Source organism: Actinomyces capricornis (assembly GCF_019974135.1).
Classification (GTDB): domain Bacteria; phylum Actinomycetota; class Actinomycetes; order Actinomycetales; family Actinomycetaceae; genus Actinomyces; species Actinomyces capricornis.
The window spans coordinates 2,095,328-2,111,830 of record NZ_AP025017.1 but is presented as its reverse complement, the minus strand read 5'-3'; the positions used below and the strand labels follow the sequence as shown (position 1 = coordinate 2,111,830).

Annotated in this window: 15 protein-coding genes; 4 read left to right on the top strand and 11 right to left on the bottom strand. The window is 73.4% G+C overall.

Going from position 1 to position 16,503, the window contains the following annotated elements; all coding sequences use genetic code 11:
- Positions 1-28 precede the first annotated feature (28 nt).
- Together MANAM107_RS08550 and MANAM107_RS08545 are read left to right on the top strand one after the other, a co-directional pair.
- Positions 29-1,396 carry a class I SAM-dependent methyltransferase gene (locus tag MANAM107_RS08550; RefSeq protein WP_223907362.1) on the top strand — a complete coding sequence of 456 codons (1,368 nt, stop codon included), beginning with the start codon at positions 29-31 and terminating at the stop codon, positions 1,394-1,396.
- Positions 1,397-1,546: 150 nt separating this feature from the next.
- Entirely contained in the window at positions 1,547-2,740 is a 1,194-nt protein-coding gene (locus MANAM107_RS08545; protein WP_223907359.1) for a glutamate--cysteine ligase, read from the top strand.
- 89 nt (positions 2,741-2,829) lie between these two features.
- On the opposite strand, the gene MANAM107_RS08540 is transcribed toward MANAM107_RS08545, so the two are convergent.
- Complete coding sequence (locus MANAM107_RS08540; RefSeq protein ID WP_223907356.1) at positions 2,830-3,468, bottom strand: hypothetical protein; 639 nt, start codon at positions 3,466-3,468, stop codon at positions 2,830-2,832.
- Between the two features lie 279 nt (positions 3,469-3,747).
- On the opposite strand from MANAM107_RS08540, the gene MANAM107_RS08535 reads away from it, so the two are divergent.
- Positions 3,748-4,329: a hypothetical protein gene (locus MANAM107_RS08535; protein WP_223907353.1), complete on the top strand. Its 582-nt coding sequence runs from the start codon at positions 3,748-3,750 to the stop codon at positions 4,327-4,329.
- A gap of 98 nt (positions 4,330-4,427) precedes the next feature.
- Here the strand turns inward: MANAM107_RS08535 and tsaD are convergent, their stop codons facing one another.
- From tsaD to MANAM107_RS08485, 10 genes are all read right to left on the bottom strand, one after another.
- A complete protein-coding gene (gene tsaD / locus MANAM107_RS08530) occupies positions 4,428-5,489 on the bottom strand; it encodes a tRNA (adenosine(37)-N6)-threonylcarbamoyltransferase complex transferase subunit TsaD (RefSeq protein ID WP_223907351.1) in 1,062 nt (353 codons plus the stop codon).
- Positions 5,490-5,646: 157 nt separating this feature from the next.
- A complete protein-coding gene (locus tag MANAM107_RS08525; RefSeq protein WP_124932607.1) occupies positions 5,647-6,417 on the bottom strand; it encodes a succinate dehydrogenase/fumarate reductase iron-sulfur subunit in 771 nt (256 codons plus the stop codon).
- Complete coding sequence (locus MANAM107_RS08520; protein ID WP_223907347.1) at positions 6,414-8,414, bottom strand: fumarate reductase/succinate dehydrogenase flavoprotein subunit; 2,001 nt, start codon at positions 8,412-8,414, stop codon at positions 6,414-6,416. Before MANAM107_RS08520 ends, MANAM107_RS08525 begins: the two co-directional genes overlap by 4 nt.
- 12 nt (positions 8,415-8,426) lie before the next feature.
- Entirely contained in the window at positions 8,427-9,149 is a 723-nt protein-coding gene (locus MANAM107_RS08515; protein ID WP_179900363.1) for a succinate dehydrogenase cytochrome b subunit, read from the bottom strand.
- Positions 9,150-9,455: 306 nt separating this feature from the next.
- On the bottom strand, positions 9,456-9,962 hold the full coding sequence (gene rimI / locus MANAM107_RS08510; RefSeq protein ID WP_223907344.1) for a ribosomal protein S18-alanine N-acetyltransferase: 507 nt from the start codon (positions 9,960-9,962) through the stop codon (positions 9,456-9,458).
- A gap of 74 nt (positions 9,963-10,036) precedes the next feature.
- Positions 10,037-10,846, bottom strand: coding sequence for a tRNA (adenosine(37)-N6)-threonylcarbamoyltransferase complex dimerization subunit type 1 TsaB (tsaB, locus tag MANAM107_RS08505; protein ID WP_223907340.1), 810 nt, complete (start codon positions 10,844-10,846; stop codon positions 10,037-10,039).
- Positions 10,847-10,964: 118 nt separating this feature from the next.
- Entirely contained in the window at positions 10,965-11,972 is a 1,008-nt protein-coding gene (locus MANAM107_RS08500) for a hypothetical protein (protein WP_223907338.1), read from the bottom strand.
- Positions 11,965-12,528, bottom strand: a complete 564-nt coding sequence (gene tsaE / locus MANAM107_RS08495) for a tRNA (adenosine(37)-N6)-threonylcarbamoyltransferase complex ATPase subunit type 1 TsaE (protein ID WP_223913009.1) — start codon at positions 12,526-12,528, stop codon at positions 11,965-11,967. The genes MANAM107_RS08500 and tsaE overlap by 8 nt, the downstream gene beginning before the upstream one ends.
- A 163-nt stretch (positions 12,529-12,691) precedes the next feature.
- Complete coding sequence (alr, locus tag MANAM107_RS08490) at positions 12,692-14,131, bottom strand: alanine racemase (RefSeq protein ID WP_373314093.1); 1,440 nt, start codon at positions 14,129-14,131, stop codon at positions 12,692-12,694.
- A 125-nt stretch (positions 14,132-14,256) separates the two neighbouring features.
- Positions 14,257-15,876 (bottom strand): bifunctional ADP-dependent NAD(P)H-hydrate dehydratase/NAD(P)H-hydrate epimerase, encoded by a 1,620-nt coding sequence (locus tag MANAM107_RS08485; RefSeq protein ID WP_223907331.1) that lies wholly within the window; start codon positions 15,874-15,876, stop codon positions 14,257-14,259.
- Positions 15,877-15,974: 98 nt separating this feature from the next.
- Here MANAM107_RS08485 and MANAM107_RS08480 point away from each other — a divergent pair, with 98 nt between their 5' ends.
- Entirely contained in the window at positions 15,975-16,361 is a 387-nt protein-coding gene (locus tag MANAM107_RS08480) for a holo-ACP synthase (RefSeq protein WP_223907328.1), read from the top strand.
- Positions 16,362-16,503 lie beyond the last annotated feature (142 nt).

Genomic DNA, 16,503 nt, shown 5'->3' with positions numbered 1-16,503 from the left:
CGCGCCAGGCATGGAATGATCAGCGGCGATGGCCGACTCCCATGCCGACTCGCAGACCTCGCACGCCGCCTCGCACACGGCCCTGCTGCTGACGCCGCAGGGATGGGCCTTCCTGGGCTCCCTGCCCCCTTACGACCCGGACCGGGTCCTGGAGCTGGCGCAGCGCCTGCGCTCGGAGGGGCACTCCCCCGCCCTGGTGGCGGCCGCCCTGACCCAGCAGCGCCTGCGGGCACGGGCAGCGGCCAAGTTCGGCCCCTTCGCCGATTCCATGCTCTTCACCCCCGAGGCGCTGGAGCAGGCCACCCGCCTGGAGGTGGCCGCGCGCCACGCCGCGCGCTACGCCGCCGCGGGGGTGAGGCGCGTCGCCGACCTGGGCTGCGGCATCGGAGGGGACGCCATCGCCCTGGCGGGCCTGGACCTGCCAGTCCTGGCCGTCGAGCGAGATGAGGCCACGGCCGCCCTGGCAACAGTCAACCTCATGCACTTCCCCCACGCCGAGGTCCGATGCGCCGACGCCCTGGAGGTGGACCTGGAGGGGGCCGGGGTCGACGCCGTCTTCGCCGATCCCGCCCGCCGCGCGCAGGGCAGGCGGAGCATCGACCCCGAGCAGTGGTCCCCTCCCCTCAGCGGAGTGCTGGCCCTGCGCGAGCGCATCCCGGCGCTGGGCGTCAAGGTGGCCCCCGGCATCGATCATGCACTTCTGCCCTCCGAGGCCCATGTGCAGTGGGTGAGCGTCGATGGCCAACTCGTGGAGGCGGGGATCTGGTGCGGGCCCCTGGCGGTGGAGGGGCGCGGGCGCTCCGCCCTCCTCCTGCAGTCCCAGGCCTCGGGGGAGATGCGGGCCATCACCCTGTCGGACCCCGCCGTCAAGGACCCCTCCCAGCCCCCCGAGCAGGCCGAGTGCATGGACTCCCCCGGGGCGCTGGCCGAGCTCATCCACGAGCCCGACGGCGCCGCCATCCGCGCCGGCCTGGTCTCCTACCTGGCCCAGGCCCTGGGGGCGCGCCCGGTGGCCCCGCGCATCGCCTACCTCACCGGCGACGCCGTGCCCGAGGCGCCCGTGGCGCCCTTCCTGCGCTCCTGGCGCGTCACGGAGGTCCTGCCGCTGCGGCTCAAGGTGCTGCGCGCCCGCGTGCGCGAGCGCGGCATCGGCCGCCTGGAGATCCGCAAGCGCGGAGTGGAGGTCTCCCCCGAGGCGCTGCGCGCCTCCCTGCGGCTGAGCGGCGAGGCCGGCGAGACCTGGATCCTCACCCGTCTGGGCCCTGACGCCAAGGGGGCGGTCGTCGTCGCCGAGCCCTTGACGGGCCCCAACCCGCTCCAGGCCGAGGAGGCCCACGGGGCGGGAGCCCCACCACCGTATCCGCCCACCCCGACAGCCACGACCAGCGCCTCCTGAGAACCGGGAGCGCACTGGACCGCGAGCCGGCGCACCCGCCCCGCCGACCCCGCACCGGCACGCACCACGGTGCTCCGGCCCCGAGCGGACCGGAGCACCGGCCGCCCCGCAGACCACCAGCATCCGACCCTGCTCCGAAGGAGCCGCGCCATGAGCACGCCCGCCACGCAGACCACGCCCCGCCGCCAGCCCCTGGCCTTCGCGCCCTCCCCCCGCTCCACCCTGGGGGTGGAGTGGGAGTTGGCCCTCATCGACCGCGACAGCCTCGACCTGCGCCAGTGCGCCGCGGAAGTGCTGGCAGGGGTCGGAGATGACCCGCACGTGCACGGGGAGATGATGCTCAACACCGTCGAGCTGGTCTCGGGGGCGCGCACAACCGTGGGCCAGTGCATGGAGGACCTGGCCATGGCCTTCGACCGGGTCCTGCCGGTGACCGATCCGCTGCGCGTGGACCTGGGGTCGGCCGGCACCCACCCCTTCGCCGACCCCCTGGTGCAGAAGGTCACCGACGCCGAGCGCTACGCGCGCCTGGTGGACCGCACGCGCTTGTGGGGCCACCAGATGCTCATCTTCGGCACCCACGTGCACGTGGGCGTGGAGGACCGCGCCAAGGTGCTGCCGATCCTGAGGGCCCTGCTCACACGCACCGCCCACCTGCAGTGCCTGAGCGCCTCCTCCCCCTTCTGGGCCGGGGAGGACACCGGCTACGCCGACAACCGCGCCATGATGTTCCAGCAGCTTCCCACCGCTGGGGCGCCCGAGCAGTTCGAGGCCTGGGAGGAGCTGGAGGCCTACACCGGCGACCTCATCCACACCGGCGTCATCGAGGAGTTCTCCGAGATCCGCTGGGACGTGCGCCCCTCACCACGCCTGGGGACCATCGAGGTGCGCGCCTGCGACGCCGCCACCAACCTCACCGAGCTGGCCGGGATCGCCGCCCTGACCCAGTGCCTGGTGGAGGACTTCTCCCGCCGCCTCGATGAGGGCCGCCCCCTGGAGACCCTGCCGGACTGGTACGTGGCGGAGAACAAGTGGCGCTCGGCGCGCTACGGCATGGAGGCCTCCCTCATCATCAACGCCGCGGGCGAGGAGGAGCCGGTGGCGGCGACGGTGGAGCGGATGCTGGTGGACCTGGCCCCGGTGGCCGAGGACCTGGGCTGCGCCACCGAGCTCAACGGGGTGCGCTCCACCCTGGAGGCGGGGGCCTCCTATCAGCGGCAGATCGCCGCGACCGGGGCGGCCGGGGGGATGAAGGAGGCTGCGGTCAGGCTGCTGCTGGCCGAGGCGCGGGCCGGGCGCCCTCTGCGACCCACCGAGGTGCTGGCCTCCGCCTCCCGCCCCTGACCCTCCCCTACTTTCGACAATTTGCATGAGATCGGCCTTTTCCGGGCCTGGAGAAGTACGATCTCATGCAAATTGTCGAAAGTGGGGGGTCATTTGGCCGCGGTGCGGCTCAGGCCCGGCGCTTGCGGAGCCCACCCCGCTCGCTTGGCACCCTCGCTCTCCAGGATGCCGATGAGACTGGAGGCAGGGATCCCCAGGAGCGCGGGCTTGAGAACGATGGTGGGGTTGCCGCGCCGCATCGCCTTCTCCAGAGCCTTGACATTCCGGCCATTGGCGCGCAGGTAGTTGAGCATGGCCTGGGGATCGGTGAGATGGACATGGACCACTTGCGGGCGGCTCCAGCTGCTGGACTGAAGTGTCACACTGAACCCCGCAACAGCCGCCCAGGGAATAAGCCCCGCCGAGGAGCGGTCGATGCCGTCGTCGATGCCCTGGGCATCAACGGCCAGGCGGGGGCGGGGCGCGGACAGGAAGCGGATGAGGTCGATGAGGGCGATGGGCGTGCCCACCACAGCCGCGACGATCAACAGGATGGTCAGCTTGGACAGGCCCCGATCGGAGCTGATTGTGAAGGGGTAGTAGATCCGAAGGTAGAGTGCCAGGGCGCCACAGACCACATAGAGCACAGGTGCGAGCACCTTCCAGACCGTCACCTTGGCCGGCACCGTGAGAATACGCGGCGGGGCCTGGGTCAGGGAGGGGGCTCCAGGTGCAGAGGCAGCAGTCATCGCAGCTCCATTCATGAGATGGGCTCCCCCGGAGATCGGCAGCGGGCGGTCCTAGGCGCCGGAACCGATGCGGGCCCGCCGTGCACCTGCGCTGCGCCCAACAGCACTCACGAGGGAGTAAGAGGAATTAAGGGGATGGCCGGGATTCCCGACGACGGCAAGGATAGTAGCAGAATGGACGGCACCCACGAATCACTAAAATTTATCCGGCATATTCCAGTAGAAAACTGGGACTTTCGTCAGTTTTACCCTCTTTGACTCCTTCCCTACTCTCTGCCCGTGACGAACACCGACTACTCCCCCACACCAACAATCCCCTCAGCGCAGACGGCACCCGCACATGGAATGCCCATCGGAACGCCGAGCGCCCCTAAGGCCGACTCATCACTGGTTATCCACCCCCGCATCGTCCATGTGATCTGCGCCTCCATAACGGCACTGCTCGGCGCCGCCCTCGTCGTGCTTGGCATGATGCTCCTGGCCGTGATGTCCTCCTCGACCGACGACGAGCCATCGCTGGCCCTGGCCGGCATCATCATCGCCTTTGGCCTGCTCCTCATCGCAGTCCTGGTGGGCACCCTGCGCGCACGCACCGTCGTCGATGCCTCAGGCCTGCACCTGCGCGGGCCCTTCGGGCGCCAGCGGAACCTCACCTGGGAGGAGGCTCGCGGGCGCATCTGGGTCAACACGATCACCGCCCACCCGTTCCCGATCACCACCAGCACCATCGTCGTTGCCACCGACACCAAGGAGGTGACTCTGCCCTCGGCAGTCCGGCAGAGCCTGCGCCGCAGCTCCGCCGAGCGCAAGGCCAAGGAGCTGGCTGATCGGATCATCGCCATGGACCCCATGACCCGCTAACGGACGTTCCCCCTCCCTCCCCCTTCCTTTCGACAATTTGCATGAGATCGGCCTTTTCCGGGCCTGGAGAAGTACGATCTCATGCAAATTGTCGAAAGTTAGGGGTGGTGGGCGACGGTGAGGCTCAGAGGCATGGAGGAGTCGGGGGCGAAGTCCAGGGGCGAGGGCTGGACTCCAGCGCGCACCGCCGCCGCACCGAGGGCCGCGATCTGGGCGCCGTTATCCGTGCAGTAGCGCAGCGGCGGAATCCGCAGACTCAGCCCCGCCTGGTCGCAGCGCTCGGCCGCCAGCTCGCGCAGGCGGGAGTTGGCGGAGAACCCCCCACCCACCACCAGGGTGTCGCAGTCGTGGTCCAGGCACGCCTGCACCGCCTTGGCGGTCAGGGAGTCGTTGACCGCCTCGGAGAAGCCCGCGCACACGTCCTCCCGGGGGACCTGCCCCCCGGCATCCTCCACGGACTCCACGTACCGGGCCACCGCCGTCTTGAGCCCGGAGAAGGAGAAGTCGTAGCGGTGGCGGTGCTTGTCCTTGCCCGCGGCCAGGCCGCGGGGGAAGCGGATGGCCCGGGCGTCACCGGCCCGGGAGAGGCGGTCGACATGCGGGCCGCCGGGGTAGGGCAGGCCCAGGAGCCGGCCGACCTTGTCGAAGGCCTCCCCCGCAGCGTCGTCGAGGGTGCCGCCCAGCTCGACGACGTCGGTGGCGATATCCCGGATGCTCAAGAGGTTCGAGTGCCCCCCGGAGACGATGAGTCCGATGAAGCGCTCCGGCAGCGGCCCCTCGACGAGCTCATCAACAGCCAGGTGCCCGATGACGTGGTTGACGCCGTAGATCGGCTTACCCAGGCAGGCCGCCAGGGCCTTGGCGGCGCTCACGCCCACGGTCAGGGAGCCGATGAGCCCTGGCCCGGCGCTGACCGCCACCGCATCGACATCGGAGAGCTCAACGCCGGCGCGCTCCAGCGCGGCATCCAGGGTGGGGACGAAGGCCTGCAGGTGGGCCCGCGAGGCGATCTCGGGGATGATGCCGCCGAAGCGCGCGTACTCGTCCATGGAGGTCGCGGTGACGTCGCCCAGGAGCTCGCGGCCGCGCACCAGGGCCACGCCGGTCTCGTCGCAGGTGGACTCGATGCCGAGGATGAGGGGGGCGCTGGAATCGTTCACGGGTGTCAGCCTAGTGCCTGGGCGCCGCCGGCCCCGATCGGCGCCCGGGTGCCAGGAGGGGCCGCCCCAAGTGGGGCGGCCCCTCCTGGCGCCTCATCGATCAGCGCGCGGGCGCGGCGGGCACCGCTGGAGCCCCGGTCGGAGCCGATCGGGTGCCTCAGTGCGCGTGCTGGCCCTTCCACAGGGCGTGGCCCAGGTCCCGGTTGAGGCGGGAGATGACCTCCAGGGGCACAGACTTGGGGCAGACGGCGGCGCACTCGCCGATATTCGTGCACCCGCCGAAACCCTCCTCATCGTGCTGATTGAGCATGCTCACCACGCGGGCCAGCCGCTCGGGCTGGCCCTGCGGGAGCAGGCCCAGGTGGGCGATCTTGGCCCCGGTGAAGAGCATGGCCGAGGCGTTGGGGCAGGCGGCCACGCAGGCACCGCAGCCGATGCAGGCGGCGGCCTCGAAGGCGGCGTCGGCCTTCTCCTTCTGGACGGGGGCCGCGTGGGCCTCGGGCGCCCCACCGGTGTTGACCGAGATGTAGCCGCCGGCCTGGATGATGCGGTCCAGGGCGGAGCGGTCCACGATGAGGTCGCGCAGCACCGGGAAGCCGGTGGAGCGCCAGGGCTCGATGGTGATGGTCGAGCCGTCGGTGAAGGAGGGGTCCTCCGCCAGGTGGCGCATGTGCAGCTGGCAGGTGGTGGAGCGGATGGGCCCGTGGGCCTGGCCGTTGATGACCACGCCGCACTGCCCGCAGATGCCCTCGCGGCAGTCGGAGTCGAAGGCCACCGGCTCCTTGCCCTCGGCGAAGAGCTGCTCGTTGAGCAGGTCAAGGACCTCGAGGAAGCTCATGTGCTCCTCGATGCCGCTCATGGCGTACTCCTCGAAGTGCCCCGGGGAGTCCTGGTTCTGCTGGCGCCAGATCTTGAGCTTGATGTTCACTTGTAACTCCGCTGCTTGAGCTCGATGTCCTTGTAGACGAGGGCCTCCTTGTGGAGGATCGGGGGCCGGTCCTCACCGCCCCACTCCCAGGCGGCCACGTAGAGGAACTCGTCGTCGTGCCTCATGGCCTCGCCCTCGGGGGTCTGGGACTCCGACCGGAAGTGGCCGCCGCAGGACTCGCGGCGGTGCAGGGCGTCGATGCACATGAGCTCGGCCAGCTCGAAGAAGTCGAGCAGGCGCCCGGCCTTCTCCAGCGCCTGGTTGAGCTCGTCGGCCTGACCGGTCAGGCGCGCATCGCGCCAGAACTCCTGCTTCAGGGCCCGGATCTGCGTGATGGCCTCGCGCAGTCCGGCGTCCCAGCGCTCCATGCCGCAGTACTCCCACATGATGCGCCCCAGGGCCATGTGGAAGTCGTCCACGCTCCGCGTGCCGCGCAGGGCCATGAGGCGGGCGATGCGCTCCTCCACATCGCGCTTGGCCTGGGCGATCTCGGGGGCGCTGGGGTCGACCTTGCCCTCGCGCAGCATCTGCGCCAGGTAGTCGTTCATGGTGTCGGGCAGGACGAAGTAGCCGTCGGCCAGGCCCTGCATGAGCGCAGAGGCCCCCAGGCGGTTGGCGCCGTGGTCGGAGAAGTTGGCCTCCCCGGCCACGTAGAGGCCCGGGATGTTGGACTCCAGGTCGTAGTCCACCCACAGCCCGCCCATGGTGTAGTGCACGGCCGGGTAGATGCGCATGGGCACCTCGTAGGGGTCGTCCCCGGTGATGCGCTGGTACATCTCGAACAGGTTGCCGTAGCGGGCCGAGACGGCGTCCTTGCCCAGGCGGTTGATGGCCTCGGAGAAGTCCAGGTAGACGCCGCGGCGCATCATGCGCTCGTTGCCGGCGGCGTCGCGCTCCTTGATGGCGGGCCCCACGCCGCGGCCCTCGTCGCACATGTTCTTGGCCTGGCGCGAGGCGATGTCGCGGGGCACGAGGTTGCCGAAGGCGGGGTAGATGCGCTCCAGGTAGTAGTCGCGCGCCTCCTCGGGGATGTCGCGCGGGTCCTTGTCGCAGTCCTCGGCGCGCTTGGGCACCCAGATGCGCCCGTCGTTGCGCAGGGACTCGCTCATGAGGGTGAGCTTGGACTGGAAGTCCCCGGACTGGGGGATGCAGGTGGGGTGGATCTGGGTGTAGCAGGGGTTGCCGAAGTAGGCGCCCTTGCGGTGGGCGCGCCAGATGGCGGTGGCGTTGCAGCCCATGGCGTTGGTGGACAGGAAGAACACGTTGCCGTACCCGCCCGAGGCCAGGACGACGGCGTCGGCCAGGTGGGTCTCGATGGCGCCGGTGACCATGTCGCGGGTGACGATGCCGCGCGCGCGGCCGTCGACGACGATGAGCTCGACCATCTCGTGGCGGCGGAACTCCTGGACGGTGCCGGCGTGGACCTGGCGCTCCAGGGCCTGGTAGGCCCCGATGAGCAGCTGCTGTCCGGTCTGGCCGCGGGCGTAGAAGGTGCGCGAGACCTGCACGCCGCCGAAGGAGCGGTTGTCCAGCAGGCCCCCGTACTCGCGGGCGAAGGGCACGCCCTGGGCCACGCACTGGTCGATGATGTTGGCGCTGACCTCGGCCAGGCGGTAGACGTTGTCCTCCCGGGCCCGGTAGTCCCCGCCCTTGACGGTGTCGTAGAAGAGGCGGTAGGTGGAGTCGCCGTCGTTGCGGTAGTTCTTGGCGGCGTTGATGCCGCCCTGGGCGGCGATGGAGTGGGCGCGTCGGGCGGAGTCCTGGTAGAAGAAGACCTTGACGTTGTAGCCCTGCTCGCCCAGGGAGGCGGCGGCGGCGCCGCCCGCCAGGCCGGAGCCCACCACGATGATGTCCAGCTTGCGCCGGTTGGCGGGGTTGACCAGGGCGGCCTCGAACTTGCGCTGCTCCCAGCGGCGCTCGATGGGCACGGAGTGGGGGGCCTTGGTGTCGGCGATTGCCTCGCCCTCGTAGTACAGGCCGTCAATGAGCTCAGTCATGGTCGTTCACTCTCAGTGGGAAGATCCGATACCGGCCTCGGCGGCCTTCATCGCGTACTCGGCCGCGCTCATCGGCTCGGGGGTCAGGCCGAACAGGACCGCCGTGGGCACGATCATGAAGGCGGCGAAGAGGGCGAAGGCCACGACGAAGGCGATGAGCCGGATGAAGGGGATGGTGTTGCCGCGCACCGCGCCCAGGGTCTGGAGGGCCGACCACACCCCGTGCCACACGTGCAGGCACAGCGCCACCATGGCCACGGCGTAGATGAGCCACACCCACCACAGCTGGAAGCCGTAGTACACGTTGGCGTAGGCCTTGCCGTGCACGTACTCGCCGCCGGGGGTCAGGTGCAGGGTGGTGAACTGCAGGATGTGCCAGATGATGAACAGCAGGAGGATGACGCCGCCCCAGCGCATGGTGTTCATCGCGTAGCGCGAGGCGAAGTAGTCGGCCCCCGGCTTCTTCACGGCGTACTTGTCCGTCCCACGGGCCTTGCGGTTGCGGTGCCACAGGTGGAAGGCGCTGCCGGCGTGGGCCAGGAGGCACAGGAGCAGCACCACGCGCAGGATCCACAGCACTCCACTGTGCGGCAGGATCGGCACCAGCAGCTCGCGCAGGAAGTGCGCGTAGTGGTCGTAGGCGATCTCGCCCTCGAAGTAGTGGAGATTGCCGTAGGCGTGGAAGACGACGAAGAGGAGGAAGACGATTCCGGACAGCGCCATCATGCGCTTCATGAAGACGGTCGTCCCGAAGGCGGTCCGCCTCTTCCTTGAGGGAGCAGGTGTTTTGGCCACGGCGAAAGGCTAACGAACCTTGGAGCGCCCTTGGTCCCACCGGGGCGCGGCTGCGCAGACGTGCAGGTCGATCCGCATCATCCCGGGCCTTGTCCCGGATCGCCGGCCGCCGCGGGGACGACGGCGGAGGCCCGGCCGGGTCCCGGACGGCTCGCGTTTTCGCTACAGGCACGTCAGACAAATCGTTTCCGGTCACACCGGGGCTCCGGCAGCCTCCCGCTCGCGCGCGGCGACCGGCCTGCACCGCTACGGGGTTCGCACCGCCTCAGCGCCCACGGGGCCGAGGGGCTCGCGCAGCGTCAGGCGCATGACCACCGCGTCCTCGCGGGGGGCGGTGTAGTAGCCGCGGCGCAGGCCGATCGGCTCGAAGCCGTGGGCGAGGTAGAGGCGCTGGGCACCGGCATTGGACTGGCGCACCTCCAGCAGGATCGCGCCACAGCCCTGGGCCCGGGCGGTGCCCACGACCTCCTCCAGCATGAAGCGGGCCAGGCCCCGGCCTCGCACGGCGGGCAGGGTGGCGATGGTCAGCAGGTCGGCGTCGGCGGCGCCACCGGCGTGGTAGACGCCGGCATAGCCCACGGGCCGGCCCGCCTCCTCCACCACGATGTAGCGCCGGTCGGGGTGCGGGGCGCCGGCGGCCGCCAGCTCGGCCTCCAGCAGCCGCAGGCTCCAGGCCTCGGCGCCGAAGAGCTCGGCCTCCATCTGGGCGATGCGTGCCAGGTCGGCGGGGGCCATGTCCCGGATGGCTGTCATGGCGGCACTCGTGGCGGGGCTCTCCTGCGGAGTACCGGTGGCGGGGGCGGGCCCGCCCGGGCCCGCAGCGCCGGTCACGAGACCCGCTTGCGGGAGGAGGGCATCTGCACGTCGGCGTGGCGCAGGTAGATCGGCTCGGTGCTCAGCTGCTCACCGCGGGCGAGCCGGGCCAGGGCCAGGCGCACCTGGGCCAGGGCGTCCCCGGAGACCAGCACCGGCCCCGCGAGCGCGCCGCCGTCACCGGCTGCACCGTCACGAGCGCCGCCGTCACCGGGCGCTCCGGCCGGGGCCCGCCCCAGCTCGGGGTGGAGGGCCAGGCCCGATCCGGCCACGAGGTCGAAGGGGCCCAGCTCCCGGGCCTGCGCCGGGGGCAGGACGGACAGCGGGTCGAGGCGCTCGACGTCGTCGGCGCCCCGGGCGCGGTAGCGGGCCGCGTAGACCTCCCCGCGGCGGGCGTCGGTGGCCACCAGCACCACCGGGGTGCTACCGGCCTCCTGCCCACCGTCCTGCTGAGCGCCCGGTCCGACGCCGAGCCCGGCGTCGAGACGGTCCAGGGCCAGGCGGGCGACGGCGTCGAGGCTGGGGATCCCGTGGACGGGGAGGGAACGGGCCCTGCCCACGGTGCGGGCGGCCACCAGGCCGGCGCGCAGGCCGGTGAAGGGGGCGGGGCCGGTGGCGGCCACCACCGCATCCAGGGGGCGGTCGGCCACTCGCGGGTCGCCGAGCACCTGGGCGAGCATCGGCCCCAGGGACTCGGCGTGGGCCCGGGGGCTGTCCTGGCCGGCGGCCGCCAGGACCTCGAGGGCCCCGCCGTCCCGCGCGGGGTCGGCGTCAAGAGCGGTGACCTGGGTGCCCAGGGAGGAGTCGATGGAGAGGATGCGCACGAGGCCAGCCTAGATGATCGGCTCCCAGGCGAGCTCGTGGTCGCACCGGGGCCTGGCTCCTGGCAGGCCCGGGGCGTCCCGCACGCCCGTCCTGCACGCCGCAGGGCCGCCGGGGTCCTCAGAGCTTGGAGATGTCGATGTGGCTCTCGGGGATGGTGTCGGCCCCCACGGGGGTGGCCGGGTGCTGGCGCAGGGGTGCGGTGACCTTGCGCTCGTGGCGGATGGTGACGACCACGGTGATGACGCCCACGGCGACCACGCCGAGCACGGGCCCCCACACGGCCCAGTCCCCGGACTCGGGCTGGACGGCGGGAGGCGGGGAGGCCGTGGGCCGGGCCTCCGCCCGCTCGCGCAGGACGTGCCCGTACTCCACGAGGTCCACCGGGCCCGCCAGCAGGCTGGCGGCCCTGCTGCCCAGGGCGGTGACGGTCTGGCCCGACACCGAGTACCAGGCATCGGCGCTGGAGTCGTGGACGACCATGCCCGTGGTCGTGGAGGCCAGATCCATCGCCAGGGTCTTGTCCTCCTCCACCTCCCCGGTGACCTCCTCGCCGTCGACGGAGACAAGCAGGACGCCCGCCGGCTCTCCTCCAGCAGTCACGGGGGCCGCCCACGACCCCGTCTCCACCGGTGGGGCCTGCGGCTGGCTGCCGTCGAGGAAGCCCGGGGCCCAGGCGTGGACGGCCACGGGCTCGCCCACACTCACCTCGCCCTGCTCGCCGGTGTGCTGGCGCACCTGGGTGACGCCCTCCTGGTTCATCCAGGCCTGAGCGCGGGCGCGGGGGTCGTCGGCGGGGAATCCGGCCTGCGGGGTGCCCTCCGACGACGGCGCGGCCTGGTCGGGGCCCGGGGCCTGCGGCGTCTCCGGGGTGCCGGGGGCCGGGCTCACCTCCGGCGCGGGCTCGGCGCCCGTGCCGGTGGGCTGGGTGGGGGCCGGCTCGGTCGGATCGGCCGCTGCGGGGGGTAGGGAGGCCGGGATGAGCAGTCCCAGGAGGAGCGGTGCCATGGCCGCGGTGAGCACCAGGGCGCGCAGCCCCTGGCCCAGCCCGGCCCATGGGGCGCAGAACCGGGGACGGGCCAGGGCGCAGGCCGGAGGCAGGGGCTTGGGCCGCGATTGCTCAGTCATCGGCGTCACCGGGCACCTGGCCCCCGCCGAATCCGTCCAGTGCGTCCAGGACCACGCCCGCCCACCGCGGTCCCAGGGCGCGCACGACGATCTCGCGGCGCCCGTCGTCGGCCTGCTCCAGGTCGGGGCTCTGCCCGGGGCCGGTGGCCGGCTCGGCGGCGCCCAGGCCGCCGTGGGGGCGGCGCACCTCCACCTCCAGGCGGTTGTCGGCCAGGGACTCGACCTTGCCCTGGCCCCACTCCACCAGGGTGACCGACTCCTGCATGGAGGAGTCCAAGTCCAGGGCGTCAACCTCCTCCAGGGAGTCCAGGCGGTAGGCATCGACGTGGATGAGGTCGGGCCCCTGCCCCAGGGCGGGGTGGTGGCGGGCGATGACGAAGGTCGGGGAGGAGACGCGGCCGCGCACCCCCAGGGCGGCGCCGATCCCCTGGGCCAGGGTGGTCTTGCCCGCGCCCAGTCCTCCCGACAGGAGCACGAGGTCCCCGGCGCGCAGCAGTCCTGCGAGCCTGGCGCCCAGGGCGCGCGTGTCCTCGGCGTCGGTGGAGATGAGGCTCACGGCTCCGGCCTCGGCGGCAGCGGCCTGTGGCGAGGAGGCGGCGCCCTGGTCGGAGGCGGGGGGAGGATCGGTGGGGTCGGGCGACGTGCGGGGATGGTGCTGGGCACTCACGACGGCTCCTCATCGGGTGGGGGACATGGCTGACATTAGCCGACCCCGGGCCCTAGAGCGCATAGCAGCGCGGCACCCGCGGCCCCAATCGGGTCACGATCTCGTAGTTGATGGTTCCGCAGGCCAGCGCCCAGTCATCGGCACTGGGCACCGGGGCGCGCCGGGGACCGCCGCTGGCACTGCCGCCCTCATCGCCCCGGTCGCTGCCGACGGCGCTGGTCGCCCCACCGCCGACCTGGCCGCCAGGGCGGTCGGCGACGTCGTCCCGATCGCCGGCGGGGTCGCCCCACAGGACGGCGAGGTCGCCGGGCTGCGCCGGGGCGGGCAGGGGGGCTCCGTGGTCATCGGTCGCGGGGCCCAGGTCGATGACCACCTGGTCCATGCAGACCCTGCCGACGATGGTGGTGCGCAGGGCGCCCACCGCCACCGGCCCGCAGGAGGAGGCCGCGCGGGGAATCCCGTCGGAGTAGCCCAGGGGGACCAGGCCCACCCAGCGGGGGGTGGGGGCGCTCCAGGTGCCGCCGTAGGAGACCGCCTGGCCGGCCTCGATGCGCTTGACCTGCAGGAGGGCGGCCTCCAGCCTCATGGCGGGGCGCAGGCCCAGCTGCGCGCTGGAGGCCAGGGCGGGCTCGGGGCTCAGGCCGTACAGGCCGATGCCGGCGCGCACCAGGTCCAGGCGAGCCTCGGGGTGCCACAGGAGCCCCCCGGTGGCCGCCAGGTGGCGGATGCGCGGGCGCAGCCCCGCCTGGCGCACCACCTCCTCGGCCGCCCGGAATCTGGTCAGGTGCTCCTCGGTGGAGCCGGACTCGGGCTCGTCGGCGCGCGAGAGGTGGGACCACAGGCCCACCATGGCCACGACCCCCTCCCCCTGGGCCTGCGCCACTGCCTCGGCCAACTCGGGCAGGTCCTCGGCCACGGCCCCGGCCCGGGACATGCCGGTATCGACCTTGAAGTGGATGCGGGCGGTGGCGCCCTGGGCGCGGGCGGCCGCACTGATCGCCTCGAGCTGGGCCACCGAGTTGACCGAGAGGTCCAGGTCGGCCTCCAGGGCCAGGCGCAGGGCCGCGCCCGGGGCGGCGGCATGGCGGGCGCTGAGCACGGGGGTGATCCAGGTCAGCAGGCGGGGGGCCTGAGGGGTGGGCAGCGCCTCGGGGCCGGGGGCGGGGCGGGCGATGCCGGCCCGGTCCAGCAGGGAGCGCAGGTGCAGCGCCTCGGCGAGCTGGGCCACCCCCAGCCAGGTGGCACCGGCGTCCAGGCAGGTGGTGGCCACGGGACCCAGGCCGTGCCCGTAGGCATCGGCCTTGACCACGGCCATCCAGGGGGTGGCGGCGCGGGCGGCCAGGACCCGGGCGTTGTGGGCGATCGCCTCCAGGTCCACCACGGCGCGCGCGGTGGCCGCCGCCCCGCAGGGATCAGGGCCGGCGTCCGGGACCGCGGGCCCACCCGCGGGGTGGCCCGTGGCGGGACCAGTGCCCGCAGCACCCTGCAACATCGCCTCCAGCCGCGTACTCACAGTGCGATTGTTGCACTCCTTGAGCCCGCATGCCCAATAACGGCCCGGGATGGCCGGACCGCCCCCCGCCATGCCGGCCCTATCCGCCACCGCCGCTGGGCGGCTCAGGACTCGACCAGCAGGGCCGCCCAGGCCCGCGGGACGGCCTCGGCGATATCCATGGCGACGATGGGGGTGCCCACACCCTGCCGGTCGGCGGCCAGGGTCCCGGCCAGGGCGTGGAGGCGCACGGCGGTGGCGGCCACGCGCACCGCCTCCGGGGCGCTGGGGGCGAGCGCGCCGGCCTCCCAGGCGACGGCGGCCCCGGCCAGGAGGGCCCCCAGGATCCCGGCCAGGACGTCCCCGCTGCCGGCGGTCCCCACCCAGCCGGGGCCGGCCGGCACGCTGCACAGCGGGTGGCCCGGCGAGGCGATGAGGGTGGGAGAGCCCTTGAGCACCACGGTGGCGCCGGTGAGCCCACTGAGCCGCAGGGCCGCGCGGCCCGGATCGGCCTCCACCCGGGCCCGGTCCCAGTGGGGGCGCGCGGAGGCGGCCAGGGCGCTCAGCGCGGCGGCGGCCTCCCCGGCATGCGGGCTCAGGAGGTGCTGGGGCCCGCAGCGCGCTCCCCGGGCCACCAGGTCGGCCAGCAGCGGCAGGGCCCCGGCGTCGATGACTGCGGGGGCGCCTGCGGCCCGGGGGCTCCCGCCGTCGTCGAGGCAGGAGCTGAGCACCGCCGTGAGCTCGGCGGCGCGGGGCTCATCGGCCGGGTCGACGCCCGGGCCCAGAACCACCGCCTGGCAGCGGCCGGGGGCGGTCACGACCTCGGGGCGGGCGGACAGGACGAGGTCCTCGACCCGGCGCGGGGCGTGGAGGCGCACCATGCCCGCCCCCGCCCTGGCCGCCCCGGAGGCGGCCAGCAGCCCGGCGCCGGGGTAGGCCCGGCTCCCGGCCCACAGCCCGACGACGCCGCGGGTGTACTTGTGATCCTCGGGGCCGGGTGCGGGCAGGGCCAGGCCGGCGCGGGCCGGTCGCATGACCGTGGGCGGGCCCTGGGGCACCGGCAGGCCCAGGTCGACCACCTCCACCCGCCCTGCCAGGCGGCAGGCCGGCGGCAGGCACAGGGCGGCCTTGAGGCAGGTGAAGGTCACGGTGCGGTCGGCCGGCAGCACCGGTGCGGGCAGGGTCCCGTCGTCGACGCCAGTGCCGCTGGGCAGGTCCACGGCCAGCACGCGGAAGGGGCGCCCGCCGGCCGGCTCAGTGGCGCCGGCGCTCCCGGCAGTGCACTCCAGGAGCGGGGCGATGAGGGCGGCGGCCCGGGGGCGCAGCCCGCCGGTAGCCCCGATACCGGTCAGGCCGTCGAGAACCAGGTCTCCCCCGGCCTCCAGGAAGGCCCCCACCGCCTCCCGGGGGTCGCCGGCGAGGCGCACACCCGCGTCCCGGGCCCGGTCCAGGGCCGCGGGCAGGGGGTGGTCGGTGGCCAGTGCGGCGCTGACGGCGCAGCCGCGCCGGGCCAGGGCGGCCGCGGCCAGGAGGGTGTCGGCGCCGTTGTGCCCGCCCCCGACCAGGGCCAGGACCCGGGCGCCGGCCGCGCCGGCGCGGTGCCCGCGCAGCTCGTCGAGGGCCGCTGCGGTCACAGCGTGGGCGGCGGCCCTCATGTAGCGGTCGGTGCCCGCCGTCAGCGGGGCCTCGGCGGCGGCGATCGCGGCGGCCGGCCAGGCGGCGTCGGCGGCGAGGGTGGGGCTCATGGCCCCCATTGTCCCGCCCGCGCCCGGCGCCGTCCCGTATCCGGGCCGCTCGGGCCGCTCAGGCCGCGAGAGGGTCACGATTCCGGCACAATGGCACAGTGATCCGCGCTGCAGGAACCGACCTGGTCGATATCGTCCGCCTCAACGGCTACCTGGATCGGGTGCACCGGCTCAAGGAACGGCTCTTCACCCCCGGCGAGCTGGAGGCCTGCGCCGGGCGCCCCGAGTCCCTGGCGGCGCGGCTGGCCGCCAAGGAGGCGGTGCTCAAAGCCCTGGGCAGTGCCTGCGCCGAGCAGGACCGCACCCCGCCGCAGGGCTGGTCCTACCGCGAGGTCGAGGTCGTCTCGGCCCCCGGTACCCCGCCGCGCCTGCGCCTGCGCGGCGTGGCCGCCTCCATCGCCGCGGAGGCGGGCATCGGGCACTGGTACCTCTCGCTGGGGCACGACGGCGGCATGGCGCTGGCCTTCGTCGTCGCCGCGGCCTGAGCCCCAGCACAGCAGGCCCCCGGGCGCGGGCTCGGGGGCCCTCCAGGCAGCGCACGCCCCCTCAGCGCACGCCCGGCCGGGACCGGGCCGGGGCGGGCAGGATCCGCCGCCCCGGCCCGGTAGGCGGGTCGGTGGGCCCCGG